Annotated in this window: 24 protein-coding genes; 15 read left to right on the top strand and 9 right to left on the bottom strand. The window is 72.0% G+C overall.

Annotation, left to right across the window (positions count from 1 at the left end):
* Positions 1-92: 92 nt before the first annotated feature.
* The 4 genes from AB0J40_RS03890 to AB0J40_RS03875 are packed head-to-tail and all read right to left on the bottom strand — an operon-like array spanning position 93 to position 3,048.
* Positions 93-887, bottom strand: a complete 795-nt coding sequence (locus tag AB0J40_RS03890) for an IclR family transcriptional regulator (protein ID WP_364447071.1) — start codon at positions 885-887, stop codon at positions 93-95.
* A 21-nt stretch (positions 888-908) separates the two neighbouring features.
* Positions 909-1,850, bottom strand: a complete 942-nt coding sequence (locus AB0J40_RS03885; RefSeq protein WP_364447068.1) for a PDR/VanB family oxidoreductase — start codon at positions 1,848-1,850, stop codon at positions 909-911.
* The gene (locus tag AB0J40_RS03880; protein WP_364447065.1) at positions 1,847-2,026 is read right to left on the bottom strand and encodes a hypothetical protein; all 180 of its coding nucleotides are present in this window, start codon (positions 2,024-2,026) and stop codon (positions 1,847-1,849) included. The genes AB0J40_RS03885 and AB0J40_RS03880 overlap by 4 nt, the downstream gene beginning before the upstream one ends.
* Positions 2,023-3,048, bottom strand: coding sequence for an aromatic ring-hydroxylating dioxygenase subunit alpha (locus AB0J40_RS03875; protein ID WP_364447062.1), 1,026 nt, complete (start codon positions 3,046-3,048; stop codon positions 2,023-2,025). The genes AB0J40_RS03880 and AB0J40_RS03875 overlap by 4 nt, the downstream gene beginning before the upstream one ends.
* A 190-nt stretch (positions 3,049-3,238) precedes the next feature.
* Between AB0J40_RS03875 and AB0J40_RS03870 the strand changes: the two genes are divergently transcribed.
* From AB0J40_RS03870 to AB0J40_RS03830, 9 genes are all read left to right on the top strand, one after another.
* A complete protein-coding gene (locus tag AB0J40_RS03870) occupies positions 3,239-3,712 on the top strand; it encodes a winged helix DNA-binding protein (RefSeq protein ID WP_364447060.1) in 474 nt (157 codons plus the stop codon).
* Positions 3,713-3,782: 70 nt separating this feature from the next.
* Positions 3,783-5,174: an MFS transporter gene (locus AB0J40_RS03865; protein WP_364447057.1), complete on the top strand. Its 1,392-nt coding sequence runs from the start codon at positions 3,783-3,785 to the stop codon at positions 5,172-5,174.
* Between the two features lie 20 nt (positions 5,175-5,194).
* On the top strand, positions 5,195-6,334 hold the full coding sequence (locus tag AB0J40_RS03860) for a Xaa-Pro peptidase family protein (RefSeq protein WP_364447054.1): 1,140 nt from the start codon (positions 5,195-5,197) through the stop codon (positions 6,332-6,334).
* Positions 6,331-7,374 (top strand): aminopeptidase P family N-terminal domain-containing protein, encoded by a 1,044-nt coding sequence (locus tag AB0J40_RS03855; RefSeq protein ID WP_364447051.1) that lies wholly within the window; start codon positions 6,331-6,333, stop codon positions 7,372-7,374. Before AB0J40_RS03860 ends, AB0J40_RS03855 begins: the two co-directional genes overlap by 4 nt.
* Positions 7,371-8,450: an ornithine cyclodeaminase family protein gene (locus tag AB0J40_RS03850; protein WP_364447049.1), complete on the top strand. Its 1,080-nt coding sequence runs from the start codon at positions 7,371-7,373 to the stop codon at positions 8,448-8,450. The genes AB0J40_RS03855 and AB0J40_RS03850 overlap by 4 nt, the downstream gene beginning before the upstream one ends.
* Before the next feature lie 44 nt (positions 8,451-8,494).
* Complete coding sequence (locus AB0J40_RS03845; protein ID WP_364447047.1) at positions 8,495-9,007, top strand: 3-isopropylmalate dehydratase; 513 nt, start codon at positions 8,495-8,497, stop codon at positions 9,005-9,007.
* Entirely contained in the window at positions 9,004-10,284 is a 1,281-nt protein-coding gene (locus tag AB0J40_RS03840) for an aconitase/3-isopropylmalate dehydratase large subunit family protein (RefSeq protein ID WP_364447044.1), read from the top strand. The genes AB0J40_RS03845 and AB0J40_RS03840 overlap by 4 nt, the downstream gene beginning before the upstream one ends.
* On the top strand, positions 10,281-11,528 hold the full coding sequence (locus tag AB0J40_RS03835; protein ID WP_364447041.1) for an aconitase family protein: 1,248 nt from the start codon (positions 10,281-10,283) through the stop codon (positions 11,526-11,528). Before AB0J40_RS03840 ends, AB0J40_RS03835 begins: the two co-directional genes overlap by 4 nt.
* Positions 11,525-12,022: a 3-isopropylmalate dehydratase gene (locus AB0J40_RS03830; RefSeq protein WP_364447039.1), complete on the top strand. Its 498-nt coding sequence runs from the start codon at positions 11,525-11,527 to the stop codon at positions 12,020-12,022. Before AB0J40_RS03835 ends, AB0J40_RS03830 begins: the two co-directional genes overlap by 4 nt.
* A 30-nt stretch (positions 12,023-12,052) precedes the next feature.
* On the opposite strand, the gene AB0J40_RS03825 is transcribed toward AB0J40_RS03830, so the two are convergent.
* From AB0J40_RS03825 to AB0J40_RS03815, 3 genes are read right to left on the bottom strand one after another with little or no spacing between them, the layout of a single operon-like run.
* On the bottom strand, positions 12,053-12,316 hold the full coding sequence (locus tag AB0J40_RS03825) for a DUF6510 family protein (protein ID WP_364447036.1): 264 nt from the start codon (positions 12,314-12,316) through the stop codon (positions 12,053-12,055).
* 1 nt (position 12,317) lies between these two features.
* Complete coding sequence (locus tag AB0J40_RS03820) at positions 12,318-13,049, bottom strand: ferredoxin reductase (RefSeq protein WP_364447033.1); 732 nt, start codon at positions 13,047-13,049, stop codon at positions 12,318-12,320.
* On the bottom strand, positions 13,019-13,615 hold the full coding sequence (locus tag AB0J40_RS03815; RefSeq protein ID WP_364447030.1) for a sulfite oxidase-like oxidoreductase: 597 nt from the start codon (positions 13,613-13,615) through the stop codon (positions 13,019-13,021). Before AB0J40_RS03815 ends, AB0J40_RS03820 begins: the two co-directional genes overlap by 31 nt.
* Before the next feature lie 79 nt (positions 13,616-13,694).
* Between AB0J40_RS03815 and AB0J40_RS03810 the strand changes: the two genes are divergently transcribed.
* From AB0J40_RS03810 to AB0J40_RS03785, 6 genes are all read left to right on the top strand, one after another.
* On the top strand, positions 13,695-14,639 hold the full coding sequence (locus AB0J40_RS03810) for a LysR family transcriptional regulator (protein ID WP_364447027.1): 945 nt from the start codon (positions 13,695-13,697) through the stop codon (positions 14,637-14,639).
* A 71-nt stretch (positions 14,640-14,710) separates the two neighbouring features.
* A complete protein-coding gene (locus AB0J40_RS03805; RefSeq protein ID WP_364447024.1) occupies positions 14,711-16,000 on the top strand; it encodes an FAD-dependent oxidoreductase in 1,290 nt (429 codons plus the stop codon).
* 14 nt (positions 16,001-16,014) lie between these two features.
* The gene (gene ilvD / locus AB0J40_RS03800; RefSeq protein WP_364447022.1) at positions 16,015-17,661 is read left to right on the top strand and encodes a dihydroxy-acid dehydratase; all 1,647 of its coding nucleotides are present in this window, start codon (positions 16,015-16,017) and stop codon (positions 17,659-17,661) included.
* A 23-nt stretch (positions 17,662-17,684) separates the two neighbouring features.
* A complete protein-coding gene (locus AB0J40_RS03795) occupies positions 17,685-19,025 on the top strand; it encodes an MFS transporter (RefSeq protein WP_364447019.1) in 1,341 nt (446 codons plus the stop codon).
* Positions 19,022-20,299 carry an aconitase X catalytic domain-containing protein gene (locus tag AB0J40_RS03790; RefSeq protein WP_364447016.1) on the top strand — a complete coding sequence of 426 codons (1,278 nt, stop codon included), beginning with the start codon at positions 19,022-19,024 and terminating at the stop codon, positions 20,297-20,299. Before AB0J40_RS03795 ends, AB0J40_RS03790 begins: the two co-directional genes overlap by 4 nt.
* Positions 20,296-20,712 (top strand): DUF126 domain-containing protein, encoded by a 417-nt coding sequence (locus tag AB0J40_RS03785; RefSeq protein ID WP_364447014.1) that lies wholly within the window; start codon positions 20,296-20,298, stop codon positions 20,710-20,712. Before AB0J40_RS03790 ends, AB0J40_RS03785 begins: the two co-directional genes overlap by 4 nt.
* Here AB0J40_RS03785 and AB0J40_RS03780 read toward each other — a convergent pair.
* Both AB0J40_RS03780 and sigJ read right to left on the bottom strand, forming a co-directional pair.
* A complete protein-coding gene (locus AB0J40_RS03780; protein WP_364447011.1) occupies positions 20,706-21,863 on the bottom strand; it encodes an FAD-dependent oxidoreductase in 1,158 nt (385 codons plus the stop codon). The two genes, AB0J40_RS03785 and AB0J40_RS03780, sit on opposite strands and share 7 nt — an antisense overlap.
* Before the next feature lie 87 nt (positions 21,864-21,950).
* On the bottom strand, positions 21,951-22,895 hold the full coding sequence (gene sigJ / locus AB0J40_RS03775; RefSeq protein WP_364447008.1) for an RNA polymerase sigma factor SigJ: 945 nt from the start codon (positions 22,893-22,895) through the stop codon (positions 21,951-21,953).
* Between the last annotated feature and the right edge of the window lie 5 nt (positions 22,896-22,900).

The following is a 22,900-nucleotide window of genomic DNA, read 5'->3' as shown; positions in this document are numbered from 1 at the left end:
TCGCGGAGGCAGACGATAGCCCGGCCGGGTCCCCCTTCGTGGCAATTCACGCAAAAGTGTCACTCATGCCTGGTCGCGGCGCCGGCCTCGGCCTACCTCGGCCGCCCGGCGGGGAACACCCGGGGCGACCCGCCTGCCAACGTCCGGCCGATCCCCCGCGCCGCCGCCATCACCAACGGCGCCAACGCGCTCGGCTGGGCACTCCCGGTCCGCACCACGAGGGAGACCGCGGCCGCGACCGTGCCGTCGGCGGCGAAAACCGGCGCGCCGACGGAGAGGGCGTCGACGGTCACCTGGCCGTCGCTCACCGAGTAGCCGAGCTTGCGGACGTCGGCCAGCATGCGGCGCAGCCGGGCGGGATCGGAGACCGTCTTCGGGGTGTAGGTCCGCAGGTCCCCGCCCAGCACCTCCTCCTGCACCGCCACCGGCGCGTGGGCCAGCAGGACGAGCCCGACCCCGGTGGCGTGCAGGGCGAACCGGCCGCCGACGCGGGTCCAGACCGGAACCGCGTCGCGGCCGGCGATGCGTTCGACGAACACGACCTCCAGGCCTTCGCGCACGGCCAGCTGGACGTTCTCGTGCGTCACCTCGTACAGGTCTTCGAGGAACGGCATGGCCGCGTCGCGCAGCCCCAGCCCGCGCGGCGCGAGCGACGCGACCTCCCACAGCCGCAGCCCGACGCGGTAGCGGCCCGCCGCGTCGCGCTCCAGCGCGCCCCACTCCACGAGCTCGGCCGCGCGGCGGTGCGCGGTGGCGAGGGAGACGCCCGAGCGGCGGGCCAGCTCGCTCAGGCTGAGCGCGGTGGCCTCCGGCGTGAACGCCTCGAGCAGCGCCAGCACCTTGCTCGTCACCGAGGTGCCAGCGCCGTGCTCGGCTCGCCGGGTCATCGCCTCACGCTACCCGGCGCGTCACAGGTCCAGCACCAGCCGCGGGCCGGCGCAGCGCGACACGCAGATCATCATCACGTCGCCGGCCTCCTGCTCGGCCGGGGTGAGCACGGCGTCGCGGTGGTCGGGCACGCCCGCCAGGACCCCCGTCTCGCACGTCCCGCACGTGCCTTCCCGGCACGACGACAGGACCTGGACACCGGACTCCTCCACGACCTCGAGCACCGACCGGTCCGGCGGCACGGAAAGGGTGCGTCCCGACTGCGCCAGTTCGACCTCGAACGCGGTTTTCGCCCCGCTGTCGGGTTTGGCCGTGAACCGCTCCACGTGCAGTGTGCCGGGCGCGCACCGCTCCTCCATCGCCGCCAGCAGCGGCTCCGGCCCGCAGCAGTACACCGCCGCCCCCGGCTCGGCGGCCAGTGCCGCGTCGAGGTCGAGCAGACCGCGCTCGTCCTGCGGCACCAGCTCGACGCGGTCGCCGTAGCGGTCCTTCAGCTCGGCGGCGAACGCCATCGACGCGCGGGTGCGCCCGCCGTACAGCAGCCGCCAGCGCGCGCCCGCCGCCTCGGCCGCGGCGATCATCGGCACGAGCGGCGTGATGCCGATCCCGCCCGCGACGAACAGGTAGCGCGGCGCCGGTTCGAGCGCGAAGTGGTTGCGCGGGCCGCGCACGCGCAGGGTCTCGCCGTCCGTCAGCCGCTCGTGGACGTGCGCCGACCCGCCGCGGCCGTCCGGTTCCCGCAGCACGGCCACCTGCAGCACGGACCGGTCGGCCGGGTCGCCGCACAGCGAGTACTGCCGCAAGAGGTCGGGGCCCAGCACCAGGTCCAGGTGCGCGCCCGGCTCCCACGTGGGCAGCGCGCCGCCGTCCGGGGCGCGCAGGGTCAGCCGCACGACGTCGTCGGCGACGCGCTCCTTGGCCGCCAGCACCACGTCCAGCTCCAGGTCGGGCGAGCCGCTCATCGGTCCCGCCCGCCGTGACCGTCGGGGTGGGCCAGCAGCCACTCCCACAGCTCCACCGGATCCTCGGATTCGTGCTCGGCGCCGCAGTGGCAGACCCCGACGAGCACGTCGGTGCCGAGCTTCCAGTGGATGCGGACCACCGCGTCCCCGGACAGCATCGCCACGCGGGTGCTCACGAGGCCGCCAGCTTGGCGAGGATGCGCCGCGCGGCCAGTCCCCCCGTGTCGATGTTGACCGAAAGCTCCTGGTAGCCCTCGGGTTCGGTGGCGATGACGCGTTCGAGGATGTCGAGCGCGCGCACGTCCTGCAGCACCACCGTGCGGTTGTTCTCGGCCAGGAAGTCGGACACGCCCTGGTCTTCGAGCGCGAAGTCCCGGGCCACGGCCCAGAAGTCGTGCGTGCTGTGCTCGGTCTCCGGGGTGATGGCGTAGACGACCTCGACGTGGAAGCCGTCGGGGTCGGTGCCGTCGTCGTTCGGCAGCACGCCGACCGGCGCGATCCGGCTGTGTAGCAGGTAAAGGCACGGCGGGTGGTACTCGATGTCCTGCCAGCGCGTGATCCGGCCTTCGATGCCGGTGGACTTCGCGTAGAACGTCGGGCATTCCGCGTCGGCCATGTGCCTGCTGACGTAGATGATGCCGCGGGCTTCGTCGACCTCCGTGGTGATGGGCGTTTCCGCCACTTCCGGCGTCCCGATGTAGCCGCCGTGCAGGTAGGTCTCGTGGGAGAGGTCGAGCAGGTTGTCCACGAGCAGCTCGTAGCGCGCGGCGAGCGGTTCCATGCCGCTCACGGTGGTGTACGCCGGATCGGCGAGCCACGGCGCGCGCGGGATCGCGGCCGGGTCGGCCAGGTCGCGGTCGCCGATCCAGACCCAGACGAACGAGTCCTGCTCGACCACGGGGTAGGACGGAACCCGCGCGGTGCGGGGGATGCGCTTCTGGCCGGGGACGGCCACGCACGAGCCGGCGCGGTCGTAGGTGAAGCCGTGGTAGCCGCAGATGATCCGGTCGCCGTCGAGGCGGCTCTCGGACAGCGGGTAGCGGCGGTGCACGCAGCGGTCGGCGAGCGCGGTGACTTCGCCTGATTCGGTGCGGTAGAACACGATCGGCTCACCGAGCACCGTGCGGGCGAAGAGTTCCCGCCCCACCTCGCGGCCGTACGCGGCGACGTACCACTGGTTGCGGGCGAACGCTGCCATCACGCCTCAGAGCTCCTTCGGTCGGGGGTCGCCACCCGAAGTTCCCATCCCGGCCGCCGCGGCGGCCATCCACGTTTTCACTGGCTGAAAAACTCGGCCGGTCACGAAATCGGCCCTTCCCAGCAGGCGGTTCGCGGACGTACAGTCGGCGCCGACGTTATTTCGGGTACCGGAACGTACGGGGACCAAAGTGACAACTCGCGACACCGAAACCTTCGACGAGCTGGGGCCGGACGCCTCCCTGGGCGAGGTCCTGCTGGCCCTCGGCGGGCGGCTGACCCGGCTCCAGACGGAACTGCTGGCGGGCCTCGAGCAGCCGCTCACCATCCGGCAGTACCGGATCCTGTCGCGGGTCGGGGCCGGGCACACCTCGCTCACCGCGCTGTGCAAGCTCGCGCACCGCAACCCCTCGACCATGTCCGAAAGCGTCGACAAGCTGGTCAACCAGGGATTCCTGTCCCGGCAGCCGTCGGCCAAGAGCCGGCGCACCATGCAGCTCGAGCTCACCGCCAAAGGGGTGGAGGCGCGGGACGCCGCGCGGCGCGCGCTCGACAAGTTCACCGCCGAGCTGACCGCGGGCCTCACCCCCGAGGTCCGCGAGCAGCTCCTGCCCGCGCTCTCCGGGCTCTACCACCGCGTCCAGGGCAACCTCGACGACCGGTAGCAGGGAAGAACCCCGGGGGGGTCCGCAGAGCGCACAACCGCTGGTCCATGCCACAGAGAGGTGGCCCGCCATGCCCCCGTCCCCCACCGCCTCCGCCCGCGCGCTGCTCGCCCGGCTCGACGAGTCGGCGTTCACCGCGCGGCACGTGAAGATCTACACCACCGTCCTGTTGGGACACTTCCTGTGCGGGTTCGTCATCAACCTCACCGGGGTCGTCCTGCCGGGTGTCATCAAGACGTTCCACCTCACCAGCGAATCGGCCGGGGCGTTCTCCTCGGTCCTGTTCGCCGGCATGCTCGTCGGCGCCGCCGTCGCCGGCACCGTGTCCGACCGGTTCGGCCGGAAGGTCCCGCTGGCCGTCACGATCATGGTCTACGCGCTGTTCTCGCTGGCCGCCGTGTTCGCGCCCAGCTTCGGCGCGCTGGTCATCTTCCGCGCGCTGCAAGGGATCGGGCTCGGCGCGGAGATCGCCGTGGCCCTGCCCTACATCGCGGAGTTCGTGCCGTCCCGCCACCGCGGGCCGCTCGTCACCGCGGCCACGGCCGCCTGGCTGATCGGCCTGCCGACGGCGGCCGCGGTCGGCACCGCGGTGGTGCCGGTGTGGGGCTGGCGCGCGATGTTCGCGATCGCCACCGTGCCGGTGCTCGTCGGCGCGGTCATGCTGGCCACTCTGCCGGAGTCGGTGCGCTACCTGCTGCGCCGCGGCCGGCTCGCCGCCGGCACGGCGATCGTCGACACCCTCTGCCGCGGCACCGGCGCGGCCGCACCCGCCGAGCACCACGAGGCGCCCGAGACCCGGGGCACCGTGCGCACGCTCGTCGCCCGGCGCTACCTCCGCTACACGATCGCCCTCTGGTTCATGGAGGTCTGCGCCGGCGCGTTCCTCTACGGGCTTTCGAGCTGGTTGCCCTCGGTCCTCGAAAAGCAGGGTGTCGGCCTGCTCAAGAGCTTCGGCTACACGGCAATCATCACCACCGCCGGCGTGGTCGGCGCGATCCTGGCCGGGCAGCTGATCGACCGGATCGGCCGCCGCGTGGTGCTCGGTGCCGGGTTCGTCCTCAGTGGACTGCTGTGCCTGGCCTGGGGCACGACGTCCGCGGCGGGCGCGGTGATCCTGCTCGGCTCGCTGGCGACGTTCTTCGGCAGCGGCCTCGCGGGTAGCACGCTCTTCGCCTACGCCAGCGAGCTCTACCCGACCGCGAGCCGCGCGACCGGGCTCGGCTGGGCCGCGGCGTGGCAGAAGGTCGGCGGGCTGGTCATGCCGGCGCTGGTCGGGTTCGTCCTGGCCATGCACACCACGCAGTTCGTGTTCTTCCTGCTCTTCGGGGTCATCTCGGTCCTCGCCGGGATCGCCGCATTGGTGGCGACCTTCGAGACCCGCGGCCGCACCGTCGAGCAGATCACCCGGGAGATCACCGGGACGTCGGCGGCGGAGGCCACGCCGACGATGGCCCGCTCCTGACCCACTCCGTGGAGGAACCCATGACGATGTCACCCGACGACCAGGCGGAGCTGCGCCTGCGGCAGCGCAAGGTCCGCGCCGCGATGGCCGAGCAGGACCTCGACGTCGTGCTCGCCTACGGCCCGGCCTGGCGGCGCGAGAACATCCGCTACTTCACCGACGTGACCCCGGCGGGCAGCGCCGCGCTCGTCGTCTTCCCGGCCGAGGGCGGAGCCGTCGCCTTCTCGACCCGGCCGTCGGACCTCCCGGCGTTCACGGCGCAGGGCTGGGTCGGCGACGCCCGCCGCCTCGACCCGGCGAATCCGGCGGAGCTGGGCGTGGTCCTGAAGGAGCTGGCGCCGCGGCGCATCGGGATCGCGCTCCACGAGCTCGTGCCGCTCGTGCTCATGGAGACGATCCGCGCCGCGGCGCCGGGCGCCGAAGTCGTCTCGGCGACGAAGCTGCTCGACACCGCCCGGCTCGTGAAGAGCGAGTGGGAGCTGGCCCGGATGCGCCGCAGCGCCGTCGTGTGCGCCGCGGGCTGGGACGCGTTCGTCGACGTGCTCGAACCCGGCCTGCCGGAGTACCGGATCGTCGCCGAGGTCGAGGCCCGGGTGAAGAACCTCGGTGCCGAGGACAACTTCATGCTCATCGCCTCGGGCCGTGACGAGGTCCGCGGCATGACCCCGCCCGGTGACCGGCGGCTCGAAGCCGGTGACCTGGTGCGCACCGAGCTGACGCCCAAAATGGCCGGTTACTGGCTGCAGATCTGCCGCTCCGCCGTGGTGGGCAAGGCCGACGACGGGCAGCGCAGGTCGTTCGACCTCTTCAACGAAGCCGTCGAGGCGGGCATCTCCGTGGTGCGGCCCGGCATCACCGCGCACGAGGTCGCCGTGGCGCAGAATGACGTGTTCCGCAAATACGGCTACGGCGAGTACTGCACGAGCGAGTACACCCGCGTGCGCGGCCACGGCCACGGCCTGCACCTCGACGAGACGCCGATCATCGAGGGCAACCACACGGTGCTGCCGGAAAACTCCGTGTTCATCATCCACCCCAACACCTACACGCCGCTGGCCGGCTACCACGTGCTCGGCGACCCCGTGCGCGTCACCGCCGACGGCGTCGAAGTGCTGATCACGACCGAACGCAAGCTGTTCGAGACAGGAGACGTGGCGTGAAACGAGGGTTGCACGTACTCGATTCCGCGGAGATCCCCGACCGGGAGTGGCACGACCGCGTCGCCGGGCTGCAGCGCGCCATGGCCGCCGAAGGTGTCGACGTCGCGCTCGTCTATGCCGACGTGTCGCGGTCGGACGACCTGGCCTACCTGACCAACCTGTGCCTCTACTGGAACGAGGGCGTGCTGGCGATCCCCGCCGACGGGCCCGTGACGTTCCTGACGAAGCTTTCGCTGCGGGTGCAGAACTGGATGCGGCGCTCGTCGACGGTCACGGAGTTCGGCAGTGGCAAGAACTTCGCCGACCTCGTCGCGAAGTACCTGCTCGACCGGCCGGCCGGGACCGTCGGCCTGGTCGATGCCGCGCTGTGGCCCGCCGAGGTGGCCGGCGAAATCGTCGACGCGGTCCCCGGCTGGCAGGTCCGCCGCCTCGGCGGGCTGGTGCGCGAGCGGCGGCTGGTGCCGTCGGCGGCCGAGACCGAGCTGCTGCGGGCGGCGGGCCGGATCCTGGACGACGCCGCGGCGAAGGCGACGGTCGCGGGCAGCACGGCGGGCAGCCGGGTCGAGACCGTGGAACGCGCCTTGCGCGGCGGCGGGTTCCTCGACCTGTACCCGACCTCCCTGTCCACTTCGGACGGTGTGACGTCCTTCGCCGTCACCGGCCAGTACCGCACGAACTGGGTGCACACCAGCCGCGTGCTCGACAACGGCGGCTGGCCCGACACCCTGAAGGAGGCCCTCGCGCAGGCGATCGGCGCGGCTCGGGCCGGGGCCACCGTCGGTGCCCTCGCCGAGGCCGCCGCACCCGCGCTGGCGAAGCTGCCCGACGGCGCCCAAACCGAAGTCCGCTGGGTCAACCAAGCCGACTTGTCCACCGCGGGCGAATTCCGCGCCCGGGACCCCGAAACCGTGCTGGCCGACGGTGAAGCCGGCGCGGTGTCCGTGGAGGTCGCCTTCTCCGACGGCGGCACCGCGGCCGTGGCCGAAACCGTTCGCGTCACCGACGGCGAACCCGAACACCTGACAGGAGCACACCGGTGAGGATCCTTTCCAACGGCGACATCGAGCAGGTGCTCACCGCCGGCGAGACGCTCGACGCGCTGGAAACCGCGTACCAGGAACTGAACTCCGGCCAGGGCGCCAACCGGCCGCGCAATCACACGTACTTCCCGGTCGAGGACAGCCGCCACCCCGGCTTCCGCTTCCGGTTCAAGTCCCAGGAAGGCGGCAACGTCTCCAGCGGCGTGTGGGCGCTGCGGATCACCTCCGACATCGCCGGCGTCGAAACGCTGCCGAGCGGCGTGCAGCGGCGGCGGCTCATCCCGGCCGCGCCCGGCGGCCGGTACGTCGGGCTCGTCACGCTCTACAGCCTGACCTCGCTCGAACCGCTGGCCATCATGCACGACAGCTTCATCCAGAAGATGCGCGTCGGCGCCACCTCCGCGCTCGGCATCCGTGAACTGTCCAATCCGGACGCCACGGTCGCCGGGATGTTCGGCTCCGGCTGGCAGGCCGAAGCCCACCTCGAGTGCCTCCTCATGGTGCGGCCGGGCATCGAAGAGGTCCGCGTGTACAGCCCGACGGCCGAGCACCGCGAGGAGTTCGCCCGCGTGTGGAGCGAGAAGACCGGCCGCAAGATCGTGGCCGTCGACGACCGGCGCGACGCGGTGGCGGGCTGCCAGATCGTCACCTGCGCCACCGCCGCCATGGAGCCGTGCTTCGACGGCGCCTGGCTCGACCCCGGCACGCACGTCACGGCGATCACCTCGCCGGACGGCACGGCCACCCGCCGGGAACTCGACGACACGACGTTCGACCGCGCGGCGCGCATCACCGTGCTCTCGCGCGAGCAGGTGCACCACGACAAGCAGTACGACATCCTCGGGCCGGTCGAGCGCGGCCTGATGCGGTGGGACGACATCCGCGAACTCGGCGACCTGCTGCTCGGCGACGCGCCCGGCCGCACCAGCCCCGACGACATCACCGTGTTCGCCAACAACACCGGCATGGGCATCCAGTTCGCGGCGGTCTGCGCGCGGGCGCTCGCCCTCGCCGAGCGGCGCGACCTCGGGAACACCGTGCCGACCGACTGGTTCCTGGAGGAGACCAGCCCCTGACCGGGCGCGCGGCCACCACCGGAACTTCGAGCGGAGACGCAACCATGGGCAGTGCACATCGCGTCGGAGGCAAGGTCATCACCTTCGGCGAAAACGTCAACACCGACGTCATCATCCCCGGCCGCTACCTCGTGAGCATCGACCCGGCGGAACTCGCCGAGCACGCTTTCGAGCCGCTGGGGCCGGAAACCCAACAGCGGCTGCGGGCCAGCGACGTCGTCGTCGCCGGCCGCAACTTCGGCTGCGGCAGCGCGCGGGAGCAGGCCGCCACGTGCCTGATCGGCGCCGGGATCAAGGCGGTCGTCGCGGCCTCCTTCTCCCGCGTGTTCTTCCGCAACGCGATCAACACCGGGCTCGTCGCGGTCGAGTCGCCCGCCGCGGCGGAAGCGGCCGCCGACGGCGGCGAGCTGTGGGTCGACTACGACGCGGGCACGGTCGAAACGGGTGGGCGGACCTTCCCGTTCAGCCCGTACCCGCCCGTGTTGCGGGAGATCATGGCCGACGGCGGCCTGATCCCGCACCTGATGGCGAGCTTCGCGGCGGGAGGAACGAAATGACCGGCAAGACCTTCGCGCAGAAGGCGATCGAGCGCGCGTCCGCGGTCGCGGACCTCGTGCCAGGGCAGATCGTCGACGCGTACCCGGACCTGTACATGAGCCACACCGCGAGCTGGCGGTGCATCCGGACACTGGAGAAGATGGGCGTCGAGCGGCTCTTCGACGTCGACCGCGTGGCGATGGTGATGGACCACCTCTCCCCCGCCATGAACGCGAAGACGGCCGCCGACCACGCGCTGTGCCGCGAGTTCGCGAAGAAGATGGGCGTGAAGAACTTCTTCGACGTCGACAGCGGGATCGCGCACATCGTCCTGATGGAACACGGTCTCGTGCGGCCCGGGCAGTTCATCATCGGCACCGACTCGCACTCCACGATCTACGGTGCGCTGGGCGCCTTCGGCACCGGCGTCGGGTTCAGCGAGATCACCGCCGCGTGGGTCACCGGCAAGCTGTGGGTCAAGGTGCCCGAGTCGGTCCGCGTGGTCATCGACGGCGACCTCGCCCCCGGCGTGTACGCCAAGGACGTGATGCTCAAGCTCATCGGCGACCTCGGCGCCGACGGGCTCACCTACGACTCGGCCGAGTTCTCCGGCTCCTACGTCGCGGGCATGTCCGTGTCGGAGCGCATGACGTTCTGCAACCTGGCCATGGAGATGGGCGCCAAGAACGCCTACGTGGCCCCGGACGCCACGACGCTCGCCTACCTCGACGAGGCCGGAGTGCCCCGCGACGAGCTGGACATCCTGCTGCCGGACGAAGACGCGACCTACCGAGCGACGGTGTCCCTCGACGGTCCGACGCTGGCCCCGCAGATCGCCGTGCCGCACACCGTCGACAACGTCGTCGGCGTCGGCGACGTCGCCGGGACCAAGCTCGACCAGGTGTTCATCGGCTCGTGCGCCAACGCCAAGTACGACGACCTGGTGATCGCGGCCGACGTGCTCGCCGGTCACCGCGTCGCGCCGGGTCTCCGGCTCATCGTGACGCCGGCGTCGGCGAAGATCATGGCGAAGGCGGCGGAGAACGGCGTGCTCACGAAGCTCATCAACGCGGGGGCGATGATCACGAACCCGGGCTGCGGCGCCTGCGCGGGCAACGGCGGCGCGATGGCCGACGGTGAGACGACGCTGTCGACGGCCAACCGCAACTTCCAGGGCCGCATGGGCAGTTACGACGCGAAGATCTTCCTGTCCAGCCCGGCAACGGCCGCGGCGTCGGCGATCCGCGGGGTCATCACCGACCCGCGTGAGGTCGTCGCGACGGCGGTGGTCGCGTGAACCTCGTCGAGAAGATCCTCGCCCGCGCGAGCGGCCGCGAGTCGGTGGAGCCCGGCGAGATCGTCGTCGCGAAGGTCGACCGGCTGATCATGCACGACCTGTCCGGGTACTTGACGTCGCAGGTGTACGAGAAGCGGGTCAACGTGCCCATCCCGGACCCCGAGCGGGCCGTCATGGTGTTCGACCACCACTTCGCCCCGCCCACCGAGCAGCAGGCGAACGTGCTGCGGCACAACCGGGAATGGGCCCGCAAGCACGGCCTGACGCTCTACGACTGCGGCAACGGCAACCTGCACCACGCGGCCGTCCGCAATGGACACATCAAGCCGGGCATGATCGTGGTGGGGTCCGACAGCCACACTCCCGTGCACGGGACGCTGGGCGCGCTCGCCGTGGCGCTGGGCAACGACTCGCACGCCGGAACCGTGCTGCCGTACGGGAAGGCCTGGTTCAAGGTGCCCGAGACGACCCGCGTGCACCTCGAAGGCACGCCGGAGCCGGGCGTGACACCGCGCGACGTCGCGCTGTGGCTCGTCGGCCGCATCGGCGAGGGCGAGCTGAACTACCGGGCCGTCGAGTTCGGCGGGCCGTACGTGCGCGGACTGTCCTTTTGGGACCGCTGGCTGTTCCCGTTGCTGTGCGTGGACCTCGGGGCGAAGTGCAGCTTCGTCGAGCCGGACGAGGTGACCGAGGCGTTCGTGCGGACGCTGCCGGGCGGCGGAGGAGACCTGCTGGTGCGCGGCGACGGCGAAGAGGCGGCGCAGGTGGTGCGTTTCGACGTCGGCGAGGTCGCCCCGCAGGTCGCCTGCCCGCCGACCGTCGGCAACGTCAAGCCGGTCGCGGAGGTCGCGGGCACGCCGGTCCAGTACGCCGAGCTGGGTGGGCACGGCGGCGGCCGGCTCGAGGACTTCCGTGCGGCGGCCACGGTGCTGGCCGGGCGCGGGGTCCACCCGGACGTCCGGTTCCACCTCGTGCCGTCCAGCCGCGAGGTGTTCGCCGAGGCGGCGCGGGAGGGCCTCGTGCTCGCGCTGCACGAGGCGGGTGCGACGTGGTTCCCGCCGAGCACGGGCTCGAACCAGGCGTACAACATGGGCGCGCTGGCCGCGGACGAGGCGATGATCTCCACGCACGCCCGCAACTTCCCGGGCCGCAACGGAAGCCCGGACGCGGCGATGTACCTGGCGTCGTCGGAGACCGTCGCCGCGTCGGCCGTGGCGGGCGTCATCGCAGGGAGGACCGCGTGAAGTTCGAAGGCCGCTGCTGGCGGTTCGGGGACAACATCCCGACCGACCGGCTCGTGAAGACGCAGTACGTGTTCGAACCCATGGACGTGCTGGTGCGGCACGTGCTCGAGGACCTCAACCCGGAGTTCCCGAAGAAGGTGCGGCCGGGCGACATCGTGTTCGCGGGCAAGCACTTCGGCCAGTCGTCGGGCCGCGCGATCGCCACGAAGGCGTTGCAGGCGACCGGGATCGGCTGCGTGGTGGCGGAGACGTTCGCGCGGACGTTCTACCGCAACTGCTTCGAGATCGGCTTGCCGGCGCTGGAGATCGGGCTCAACCCGGACCTGGCGGACGACGGCGACCGGGTCCGCGTCGACCTCACCACCGGCGAGTTCACCAACCTCACGACGGGCACGAGCGTCCGCGGCGCGGCGGCCGACCCGTTCCTGGTCGAGATGCTCGACGCCGGCGGGTTGATCGCCTTCGCGAAGAAGCGGCCGGAGGTGTTCCAGTAGGACGATGTTTAAAGGACGGAGTCCCGCCGGTCAGCCCGTCGTCAGGCGCAGGGTGGCGATCCCGCGCATGTCGAGCGTGGCCCCGGCGGGGACTTCGGCGTACCGCAACAACACCTGGTCACAACCGGGGCACCGGGCGACGTAGCCCATCGGGGCGCCGTACACCGCCGCCGCGGCGAGGCGGTCGGATCGGCCGCAGCCGGCGCACACCGCCGTCGCGCTCGTGACGTCGGCGGTGAACACGCTGCTCAGTGGGCCCGCCAGGACGTTCCCGTCGATGTGTGCGTCCGTCATTTCACCCTCCGCTCGCTCCGAACCGCTCCGCGCGCACGCGGCCGGGGTCGTGCCCGGCGTCGACCAGCAACCCGGTGACCGTCTCGACGAACGGCGTCGGCCCGCACACGTAGCAGGTCGGCGCGTCGTCCGGGGACAGCCCGTACGCCTTCAGGTCGGCCGCGTCGATCCGGTGCGGTGCGCGCTCGACGCCGTCGGGTGCTTCCCGTGTGTACAACACGACCGTCTCGGGACCGCCCAGTTCGCCGGCGAAGTACACGTCGGCCGGGGTCCGGGCCGAGTACAACAGCCGGAAGGGCGGTTTCCCCGCCGAACGGGCCCGCACCATCGCCATCAGCGGGGCGACCCCGGAGCCGCCGCCGATCAGCAGCACCGGCTCGGGCTGTTCCGGCCGCCACACGAACCAGCCGCCCAGCGGGCCGAGCACCTCGACGACGTCGCCGACCTCGATGTCGCGCACGAGGTAGGGCGAGACCTCCCCGTCGGGTACCAATTGGACGGTCACCTCGATGAACTCGCCGTCGGCGGGCGCGGACAGCGAATAGCTGCGCTGCGCGGTGTAGCCGTCCTCGGCGGTGAGCCGGAGGTCGACGTGCTGCCCGGCGAGGTGGCCCGGCCAGTCCGGTACGGCGAACCGGAGGGTGCGCGCGGTGGCCGTCTCGTCGCGGGTCCCGACGAGCCGGGCGGTGAGGCGGCGCCGGCCTAGTCGCCGTCGTAGCGTTGTTCCCGCCACGGGTCTCCGTAGTTGTGGTAGCCGAGCTCTTCCCAGAACCCGGGCTCGTCGTCGGGCAGCAGCTCCAGGCCGCTGACCCACTTGGCGGACTTCCAGAAGTACAGGTGCGGCACGAGCAGCCGCGCGGGGCCGCCGTGCACCGGTTCGAGGGGCTCGCCGTCGAACTCGTAGGCGATCCACGCCTGGCCGTCGAGCAGGTCGTCCAGCGGGAGGTTCGTGGTGTAGCCCCCGGAGCTGTGCACCATCGCGTAGTCGGCGGCGGTCTCGACGTCGGCGAGCAGCACGTCGAACGACACACCGCGCCAGGTGGTGCCGAGCTTCGACCAGCGGGTCACGCAGTGGATGTCGACGGTCGGTTCCTCGGCGGGCAGCGCCATCAGGTCGGCCCAGCTCCACGACGTCCGCACGCCGGCTTCCGTGGTGACCGTGAACGACCAGTCCTCGGTCGTCACCGGCGGGGTCGGTCCCGCCGAGAGGACGGGGAAGTCGTCGGTGAGGTACTGACCCGGCGGCAGGGTGACGTCGCGCTCGCGGCGCCCCTGGAACCCCCGGCTGAACACGGCCAAGGCACTCCCCTCTCGTCGGGCGCTCACCCTAACCCGCCGCGGGCCCGCGAGGGGTGTCAGCCTGATTTATAGTTCGATCGTGGCGAGGCACTCCGCGGTGCACCTGGCGAACCTGGACCTCAACCTGCTGGTGGTCCTGCGCGAGCTGCTCGGCGAGCGGAACGTCACCCGCGCGGCGGCCCGGCTCGGGGTGTCGCAGCCCGCGGCGAGTGCCGCGCTCGCCCGGCTGCGACGGCACTTCGGCGACGAGCTGCTGGTCCGGTCCGGGAACGGCTACGTGCTGTCCGCGCTGGCCACGCAGCTGGCCGACCAGGTCGAGGCCGTGTGCACCGGCGCGGAGCGGCTCTTCGGCACCGGCCACGACTTCGACCCTGGCACGTCCGCCCGCGAGTTCACCCTGGTCATGGCGGACTACACGATCGAGGTACTCGGCTCCCGGCTGTCGGCCTTGCTCGCGGACCAGGCGCCGGACGTCCAGCTGCACGTCCGGCTGGTCCGAGAGGCCTTCGCCAGCGACATCACCGACACGATCCGGCTGATCGACGGCATGGTGGCGCCCCCGGTCAGCCGGTTCGAGCTCCCCGACGTGCGGTCGGTCGCGTTGTTCACCGACCGCTGGGTCTGCGTCGTCGACGCGGCGAACCCGGCGGTGCGGGGTGCCGAGCTCGGCCTCGAGCAGCTCGCCGCGCTGCCGTGGGTCGCGCCGTTCCAGCCGGACCGCGGGTTCCCGCCCGCCGCGCCGATGGGCCGCCAGCTCGCGCTCTTCGGCATCCAGCCGCGCATCCGGGTCCGCGTCGAGAGCTACCAGGCCGTGCCCCACTTCGTCGCGGGCACCGACCGCGTCGCGCTGCTGCAGGAACGCCTCGCGACGCGCGTCGCCGACCGGCTCGGCCTGCGGATCCTGCCGTGCCCCGGCGATCCGGAGCCGATCGTCGAACGGTTCTGGTGGCACGCCGGCTACGACGGCGACCCGGCCCACCGCTGGTTCCGGACCGTGCTGACCGACCTCGCCCGCCAGGTATAACCCATCCTGATACTCCCGCAGCGCGATTCTCTATTTCCGGGGGCGCGGGCGCCCGACCTAGCGTGTGAGCCATGCCGCACCCCCTCACCGAGCTGAAGGTCCGCACCGTCCGCAAGCCCGCCGGTTCCCCCGCCCACCAGGTCTCCGCCGACGTCTGCGTCGTCGGCGCCGGCATCGCCGGGCTGTCCGCGGCGATCGAGTCCGCCCGGCTCGGCCGCGACGTCGTGCTCGTCGACGCGCTGCCGGTGCTCGGCGGCCAGATGGTCAACTCGCTGATCGGGTTGTTCTGCGGGGTCTTCGGCAACGCCCCGGACTACCGCCAGCTGACGCACGGGATCTTCGACGACATCTTCCGCGACCTGGGCGCCACGGACGACCTGTTCCGGCAGCGGCGGCACACGCTCACCGTCGGCTACGACGAAGTCGTGCTCGGCCGGTGGGTCGAAGACACCGTGCGGGAACACGGGATCCGGGTGATCACCGGCGCCGCGATCACCGGCGTCGTCCGCGGTGGCGACCGCATCGAGTCCGTCACCTTCGCCACCCGCTACGGCGCCGTGGACGTCGACGCCACCGGCTTCGTCGACGCGAGCGGGGACGCCGCCCTGATCTGGGAAGCGGGGTTGCCGTGCCGCCTGCCGGAGCGGGAGATCTACGGCTCGCAGCAGCTCGTCGTCGAGCACGTCGCCGAGGAGGCCGCGCCCGGGCCGGACGAGCTGGCCGAGCGCGTCGGCGCGAAAGCCGGGCAGTACGGCCTGCGCCGCCACGACGGGCTGGCCTTCCACTTCCCCGGCCGGGGCACCGCGGTGCTGAACATGACCCACATCGAGGCGCCCCTCGAACCGATCGCCGCGGCCCGGGCCCAGCTCGAAGGCAAGGCCCAGGCCGACCGGGTGGTGGCGTTCCTGCGCGCGGAGTTCCCCGAGGCGTTCGGGCGCATCCGGGTCCGGGCGTACGGGCTGCCCGGACGGCGGCAAACCCGGTGGGCGCAGGGGGTGCACCAGCTGACCATCGACGAGGTGCGGGCCGGAACGCGCTTTCCGGACGCCGTCGCACGGACCGCCTGGCCGGTGGAACTGCACGACAGCCCCGAAGGCTACGTGTGGGAGACGTTCGGCCCCGACCACGTCCACTACGTCCCCCTGCGCTCGATGACTCCCCCGGACGTCCACAACGTCCTGGTCGCCGGCCGCTGCGTCGACGGCGACGCGGCCGCGCTGTCGAGCGTGCGCGTCATGGGCCCGTGCGGGGCGATGGGCATGGCCGCGGCGCACGCACTGGACATCGCCGGGAAGGACAGCGTGCACGACGTCGACCACGGCGAGCTGGCCGGCCGCCTGGCCCGCAACCTCGAGTCCTGAACGGAGGAAAAGCGATGGTCCGCAGCGACTTCCCGCCCGGCACGGTCCGCTGGGCCACCCGGCGCGCCCAGTGGCGGGCACTCGGGCTCACCGACGAAGACCTGGCCAAGCCGAAGATCGCCGTCGTCAACTCCTCGTCGGACCTGGCGATCTGCTTCAGCCACCTCGACCCCATCGCGGCCCGGATCAAGAAGGGCATCGCCGCCGCCGGCGGGCTCGCGTTCGAGGTGCGCACGACGGCGCCGAGCGACTTCATCCACTCGGCCGGGCACGGCGGCGGGTACATCCTCTCCGCGCGCGACCTCATCGTGAACGACATCGAGGTCGGCGTCGAAGGTGCGCAGCTGGACGGGATGGTGTGCCTGGCCAGCTGCGACAAGACCGCACCCGCGCAGCTGATGGCCGCCGGGCGGCTGAACATCCCGACCCTGCTCGTCGCCTGCGGCTACCAGCCCAGCGGCTGCTTCCGGGGCGGCCACTGCGACATCGAGGACGTCTTCCTCCACGCCTGCGGGACGTCCACTGCGGACGAACTCGCCGAGATGAGCGAGAACGCCGTCGGCGGACCCGGCGTCTGCCCGGGCATGGGCACCGCGAACTCCATGCACGTCGTCGCCGAAGCACTCGGCATGGCGCTGCCCGGCACCACGCCCGTCGCGGCGAACTCGCCGTCGATGTGGGCCGCGGCCGACGCCGCCGCGGCCCGGATCGTGCGGATGGTGGCCGAGGACCTGCGCCCGCGCCGGATCATGACGGCCGCCGCGTTCGGCAACGCCGTCCGAGTCGCGCTGGCGGTGGGTGCCTCGATCAACACCGTGAAGCACCTCCAAGCGGTGGCCCAGGAGTCCGATGTGGACGTCGACGTTCTCGGTCTGTACGCCGAGTTCGGCCGGGACACCCCGGTGGTGTCGGCGGTCCGGCCGAACGGGCCGCACCTCATCGAGCAGTTCGAGGCCGCGGGTGGCGCGCGGGCGGTGCTGAAACAGCTCGGCGACCTGATCGACCCGGCGCCGATGACCGTGAGCGGCGGTTCGGTGGGCGACAACCTGTCCACGGCCGAAGTCGCGGATCCCGAAGTCATCCGCCCCGCCGACCGTCCCTTCGCGACAGAGCCGCTGATCATGGTCCTGCGCGGATCACTGACCCCCGACGGCGGCATCGTCAAGCTCGCGGTCGGCGACGAGCGCCCGGCCGCCTTCACCGGTCCGGCCCGCTGCTTCGAAAGCCAGGAGGCCGCGGTCGCCGCCCTGGCGGACGGGACCATCACCGCGGGCGACGTCGTGGTCGTCCGCGGGCTCGGGCCGCGCGGACGGCCCGGCATGGGGATGGCGTCGCAGATCGTCTTCGCCCTCGACCGCGCCGGGCTCACCGGCGAGGTCGCGGTGGTCACCGACGGCCAGCTGTCCGGGCTCGTCAACCGCGGCATCGTGGTCGGCGAGGTCCGCCCCGAAGCCGCCGACGGCGGTCCATTGTCGCTCGTCCGCGACGGCGACACCGTCCACATCGACCTGCCGGGGCGGGTGTGCGACCTGCGCGTCGACGCGGCCGACCTCGCCGCGAGGACTCCGGAACCTGTTGCGGATCACCACGAAACCGGCTGGTTGTCGGTCTACCGGCGCACCGTGCGCCCGCTCGGCCAGGGAGCCGTGCTCCGCCCCTAGACACCCACGATCAGGAGGCCGCAATGGCGCTGCCCGACGTCCCCCCGTCCACCGTCATCACCGAAGCCGACGAACGGCGCTCCGCCCGCGGTGGCGCGTTCTCGATGTTCGTCGACAGCTTCGACGTGTACCTCCCGGCGCTCGTGCTGCCGGCCGCCATGGCGTACTTCATGCCGTCGAACCTGTCGCCGACGATCCGCGCGACGTTCACGACCCTGCTGTTCACGGTCGGGCTGCTCGCGCGGCCGATCGGCAGCGTGATCTTCGGCAACCTGTCCGACCGGATCGGGCGCAAGCCGGTCACCATGATCAGCGGCTGGGGCTTCACGATCGTCACCCTGCTCATCGGCCTGCTGCCCGGCTTCGCGACGTGGAACTACGGCGCGATCGCGGTGTTCGCCGTGCTGCGGCTGATCGGCGGGATCTTCCTCGCCGGCGGGTACGCCGCCCCGATGCCGCTCGCGCTGGAGCAGGCGAAGCCCGCGCGGCGCGGCCGGGTCGGCGGGCTCATCGGCGTGGGCGCGCCCGGGTCGTTCCTGGTGATCAACCTGCTCCTGCTCGGCTTGCTCGACGTGCTGCCCCACGGCGGTTTCCTGGCCTGGGGCTGGCGGATCCCGTTCTTCCTCGGGTTCGTGCTCGGCCTGGTCTACCTGTGGCACTACCGCGGCGTGAAGGAGGACGACTCGGTGTTCCGGCGACGTCGCACGGGGCGCCAGCCGGTGGCCGAGCTGTTCACCACGCACCGCGCGCTGTTCTTCAGCGTCTTCCTGTTCACCTGCGGGTACTGGTTCGCCACCCAGATGTCGGTGTCGTTCCTGCCGACCCTGCTGGTGCAGGTGCTGGACCAGAGCCCGCGGCTGTCGTCCACGGTGGAGATCATCAGTTCGTGCCTCACGATCGTGCTGATCCTGGTGCTCGCCGCGGTCGGCCAGCGGATCGGCAGGCGCGCGCTGCTGATGCGCTGGGCGCTGGTGCTCACGTTCGTCGTGGGCGGCGCGTTCGCGGTGCTCGCGGTGGCCGGCCGGGCCGGGGCGCCCGCGTGGCTGATCGCGCTGATCGCCGTGGTGGCGAAGGTGCTGCCGTCCGCGCCGCTCGGCGTCATCCTCGTGTACCTCAACGAGCGGTTCCCGGCGTCCGTGCGGGCCAGCGGCTACGGCATCGGCTACATGTTCGGCCTGATCCTGCCCGGCCTCTACACGTTCTGGCTGCTGGCGCTCAGCTCGATCATGCCGTACGAGTTCACCCCGATCGCGCTGATCGTCTTCGGCGGCCTGCTGATGTTCGAGGCCGTGCGGCGGGGTCCGGAGACCAACGGCGTCACCGACCCGGTCCCGGCGGTCTCGCCGCAGGAGGTCGCGCGGTGATCCTCACCGACGACGAGAAGGCCATGCGGGACGGCGCCGACGGGCCCGCGGTCGCGGCGGCCATGGACTTGCTCATCCGCTACGGCGAAGCGCTGGGCGCGGAAAAGCTGTGCGACACCCGCAACGTCGCCGGCACGAGCACCCAGCCGTCGCCGGTGAAGGCGAAGCTGGTGGCCGAGGGCGGCTGGAACAAGGCGTTCGCGGTGCTCAACCTCGACTGCGACGACGCCGTCGAGATCCCCGACATGCGGGTGCCGACCTGCCAGCTGCAACAGGGCTTCGGCCCGGACTCGCTCGGCGTGGTGCCCTACCCGAAGGAGTTCGTCGAGCTGCAGAGCGACGCCGAAGCGTTCTACGGGCGGCGCGGGGTGAACATCCTCGCGACCTGCACGCCGTACCAGGTCGGCAACCTCCCGGTCCGCGGCGAGCACTGCGCGTGGATGGAGTCGTCGGCGGTCGTGTACGCCAACTCCGTGCTCGGCGCCCGGACCAACTGCGAAGGCGGGACGTCGACCGGGGCGGCGTCGCTCACCGGCAAGATTCCCTGCTGGGGCAACCACCTTCCGGAGAACCGGTTCGGCACGCACCTCGTGGAGGTGGACGCGGGCGTCCGCGACTTCATGGACTGGGGCATGCTCGGCTACTTCGCGGGCGGGCTGGTCCAGGACGAACGCCCGGTGGTCACCGGGGCGTTCCCGCGTCCCGATCTGGTCGAGCTCAAGCACTTCGGCGCGGCCGCGGCCTCCTCCGGCGGGGTCGAGCTGTACCACCTGCCGGGGATCACGCCGGAGGCGCCGACGGTCGAAGCGGCCTTCCGCGGCCGCGCGCCTTCGGCCGTCCACTATGGACTCCGTGAGCGGCGTGCGGTCTACGACACGCTGAACGACCAGGGCCGCTCGACCGACGTCGACTTCGTGCTGCTGGGCTGCCCGCACGCGTCGATCGACCAGATCCGCGCCGCCGCCCGCGCTTTGGACGGCAAGCGGCTGCACTCCGGGACGCAGCTGTGGATCATGGCGCCCCGGGCGCTGAAGGCGGTGGCCGACCGCAGCGGCTACACCGCGGTGATCGAGGCCGCGGGCGGGCGGCTGCTCGCCGACTCGTGCCCGGCGATGTCCCGCGTCGCACCGCCGGGCACCCGCGTCTTCGCCACCGACTCGGCGAAGCAGGCGCACTACCTGCCCGCGATCCTCGGGATCGAAGCGTGGTTCGGGTCCCTGGAGGACTGCGTCGACGCCGCGGTCACCGGGCGCTGGCGCGGTGACCTGCGATGACGGTCCTGCGCGGGCGGACGATCGTCCCCGGCATCGTCGAGGGCGAGGCGCTGGTCTCGCACGAGACGATCTCGGGCTGGGGCGGCATCGACCCGGCCACCGGGACGATCATCGAACGCCGCCACGAGCTGCACGGAGTGTGCTTCACGGGGAAGATCCTCGTGTTCCCCGGCGCGAAGGGCTCGTCGGGCTGGTCGGGGTTCTTCCAGTCGACCCGCCTGCTCGGCACGGCGCCGCTGGGCATGGTCTTCACGGTGGTGACGACGAAGGCGGCACTGGGCGCGGTGGTGACCCGGGTACCGGCGCTCAGCGACCTCGACGACGACCCGGTGGCGGTGATCCACACCGGCGACCACCTCCGCCTCGACGCCGACCACGGGTTCGTCGAAATCCTGGGGAGGCGGCTTCAGTAGTTCGCCAGGACGGGCAGCTGGACGGTGCGCCGCCGGCGCACCGGGAGCAGCGACGTCGGGTGGGAGACGCTCCAAGCCGCGGCCGAGCAGATCACTTCCTTGAGCCGCGCGGCCGTCCGGCCCGTCAGCGCCGACGGCTTGGGCCGGTCGTCCGGCGTCACCCACTGCACGATCGCGTCGCGGCGGCCCAGGCTGATGCACTGCGCGGTGTAGCCGATCTTGTTCTGCGGCAGCCCGCGGCCGGTCAGGCGGGCGGCGATCGCGTCCGCCGCCTGGTGAGCCGTCGGGACTCCCGACGCGCACGACATCCGCAGCGGGGCGCCGTTCGCGCCCGGGGCGAGCGCGGCGTCCCCGACCGCGTAGACGTCCGGGTGCGAGACCGACCGCATCGTTTCGTCGACGACGATCTGGCCCGTCTCGGAAACCGAGAGCGTCGTCGCGGCGGCGATGGGGTGCACGGCGAACCCGGCCGTCCAGACCGTCACCCGCGCCGGGAGCACGCGGCCGTCCGCGGTCACCGCGCGGTCCGGCTCGACGCCCGCGATGTCCGTGTGCTCGTGCGCGGTGATGCCGAGCCGGTTGAACGTCGTGCGCAGGTGACGCTGGGCCTTCTCGCTCAGCCAGTCGCCGAGCCCGCCGCGGGCGGCGAGGGCGACGTCGAGGTCCGGGCGCGCTTCGGCGATCTCGGTGACGGCTTCGATCCCCGTGAGGCCGCCACCGACGACGAGCACCGGTTCGCCCGCGGCGAGCCCGGTCAGCCGCTCGCGCAGCCGCAGCGCCTGCTGCTTGCCCGCGAGGAAGTGCGCGTGCTCGGCGACACCGGCGTCGGCGGCCGTGCTGCCGAGGGCGTAGACGAGCGTGTCGTAAGCGAGTTCGCCGTCGTCGAGGGCGACGGTCTTGCGGTCGGCGTCCACGGCGGCGACCCGGGCGATCCGCACCCGCACGCCGGTGCCCGCGAAGAGATCGGCGAGGGCGCGCGGCCGCAGGTCCTGGCCGGTCGCGAGCTGGTGCATGCGGACGCGCTCGACGAACTCGGGGTCGGCGTTGACGAGCGTGATCTCGGTGTCGGCGGGGTGCAGCCGCTTGGCCAGCCGCCCGGCCGCGTTGGCCCCGGCGTACCCGGCCCCGAGGACGACGATGCGGTGCTTCATGGTTTCCCTCATTCCTGTCCGGCTGGTGGGTCGCTCCCTGAACCGGGCAGCGGCGCGAAACCTGACAGCAGTGAGGTGTGATCCGGGTCACCAGACGCCGGCGAGTGGCTCCCCGTGGTCGGCGGTGGCCCACTGGCGCGCCGCGCGGTCGAGCTTGGCCGGGTTCACCTGGGCATGGACGGCCGCGATGCCCTCGGCGGTGACGTCCAGCGAGACGACGCCGGCGACCCGGTCGCCGACCACCAGCACCAGGGCGGGCACGCCGTTGGTGACCTCGGCGTACAGGTCGGGCTTGCCGCCGATCAGGTCCCACTTGGCCGCGCTGGGCGCGAACAGCCCGCGCAGGAACCGCGCCACCCGCACCGCGCCGGTGACCGGCCGCGGCAGCGAGAAGAGCACGCCGCCGCCGTCGCCGACGCTGGTCGCGTCGTCGGTCAGCAGCTTGACCAGCGAGTCGGTCCGGCCGCTGAGCGCCGCGGCGAGGAACTCCTCGACGATCTTGCGGGCCGCGCCCGCGTCGACCGCCACCCGGCGCCGGTCGGTGGCCAGATGCTGCTTGGCGCGCCGGTGGATCTGCTGGCAGTTCGCCTCGGTCAGGTCGAGCACCTCGGCGATCTCGCCGTGCGAGTAGCCGAACGCCTCGCGCAGCACGTACACGACACGCTCCCGGGCCGAAAGCCGTTCCATCAGCGTGAGCATCGCGATCGAGACCGATTCACGCTGCTCGACGGTGTCCGACGGACCCAGCATCCGGTCGCCGGCGAAGACGGGCTCGGGCAGCCACTGGCCCACGTAGGTCTCCCGCTTGGCGCGCGCGGAGGTGAGCCGGTTGAGGCAGAGGTTGGTGAGCACCTTCGTCAGCCAGGCCTCGGGCGTCTCGATGAGCTCCCGGTCGGCGGACTGCCAGCGCAGGAAGGTGTCCTGCACGGCGTCCTCGGCATCGGTCGCCGACCCGAGCAGGCGGTACGCGATCGCCTCCAACCGCGGCCTTGCCCCCTCGAACACCGCGACTTCGTCCGCGCCCACCAGCATGGTGC

It is taken from the genome of Amycolatopsis sp. NPDC049691 (assembly GCF_040675005.1).
Taxonomy (GTDB): Bacteria; Actinomycetota; Actinomycetes; order Mycobacteriales; family Pseudonocardiaceae; genus Amycolatopsis.
This window is presented reverse-complemented; position numbering and strand designations above follow the sequence as displayed.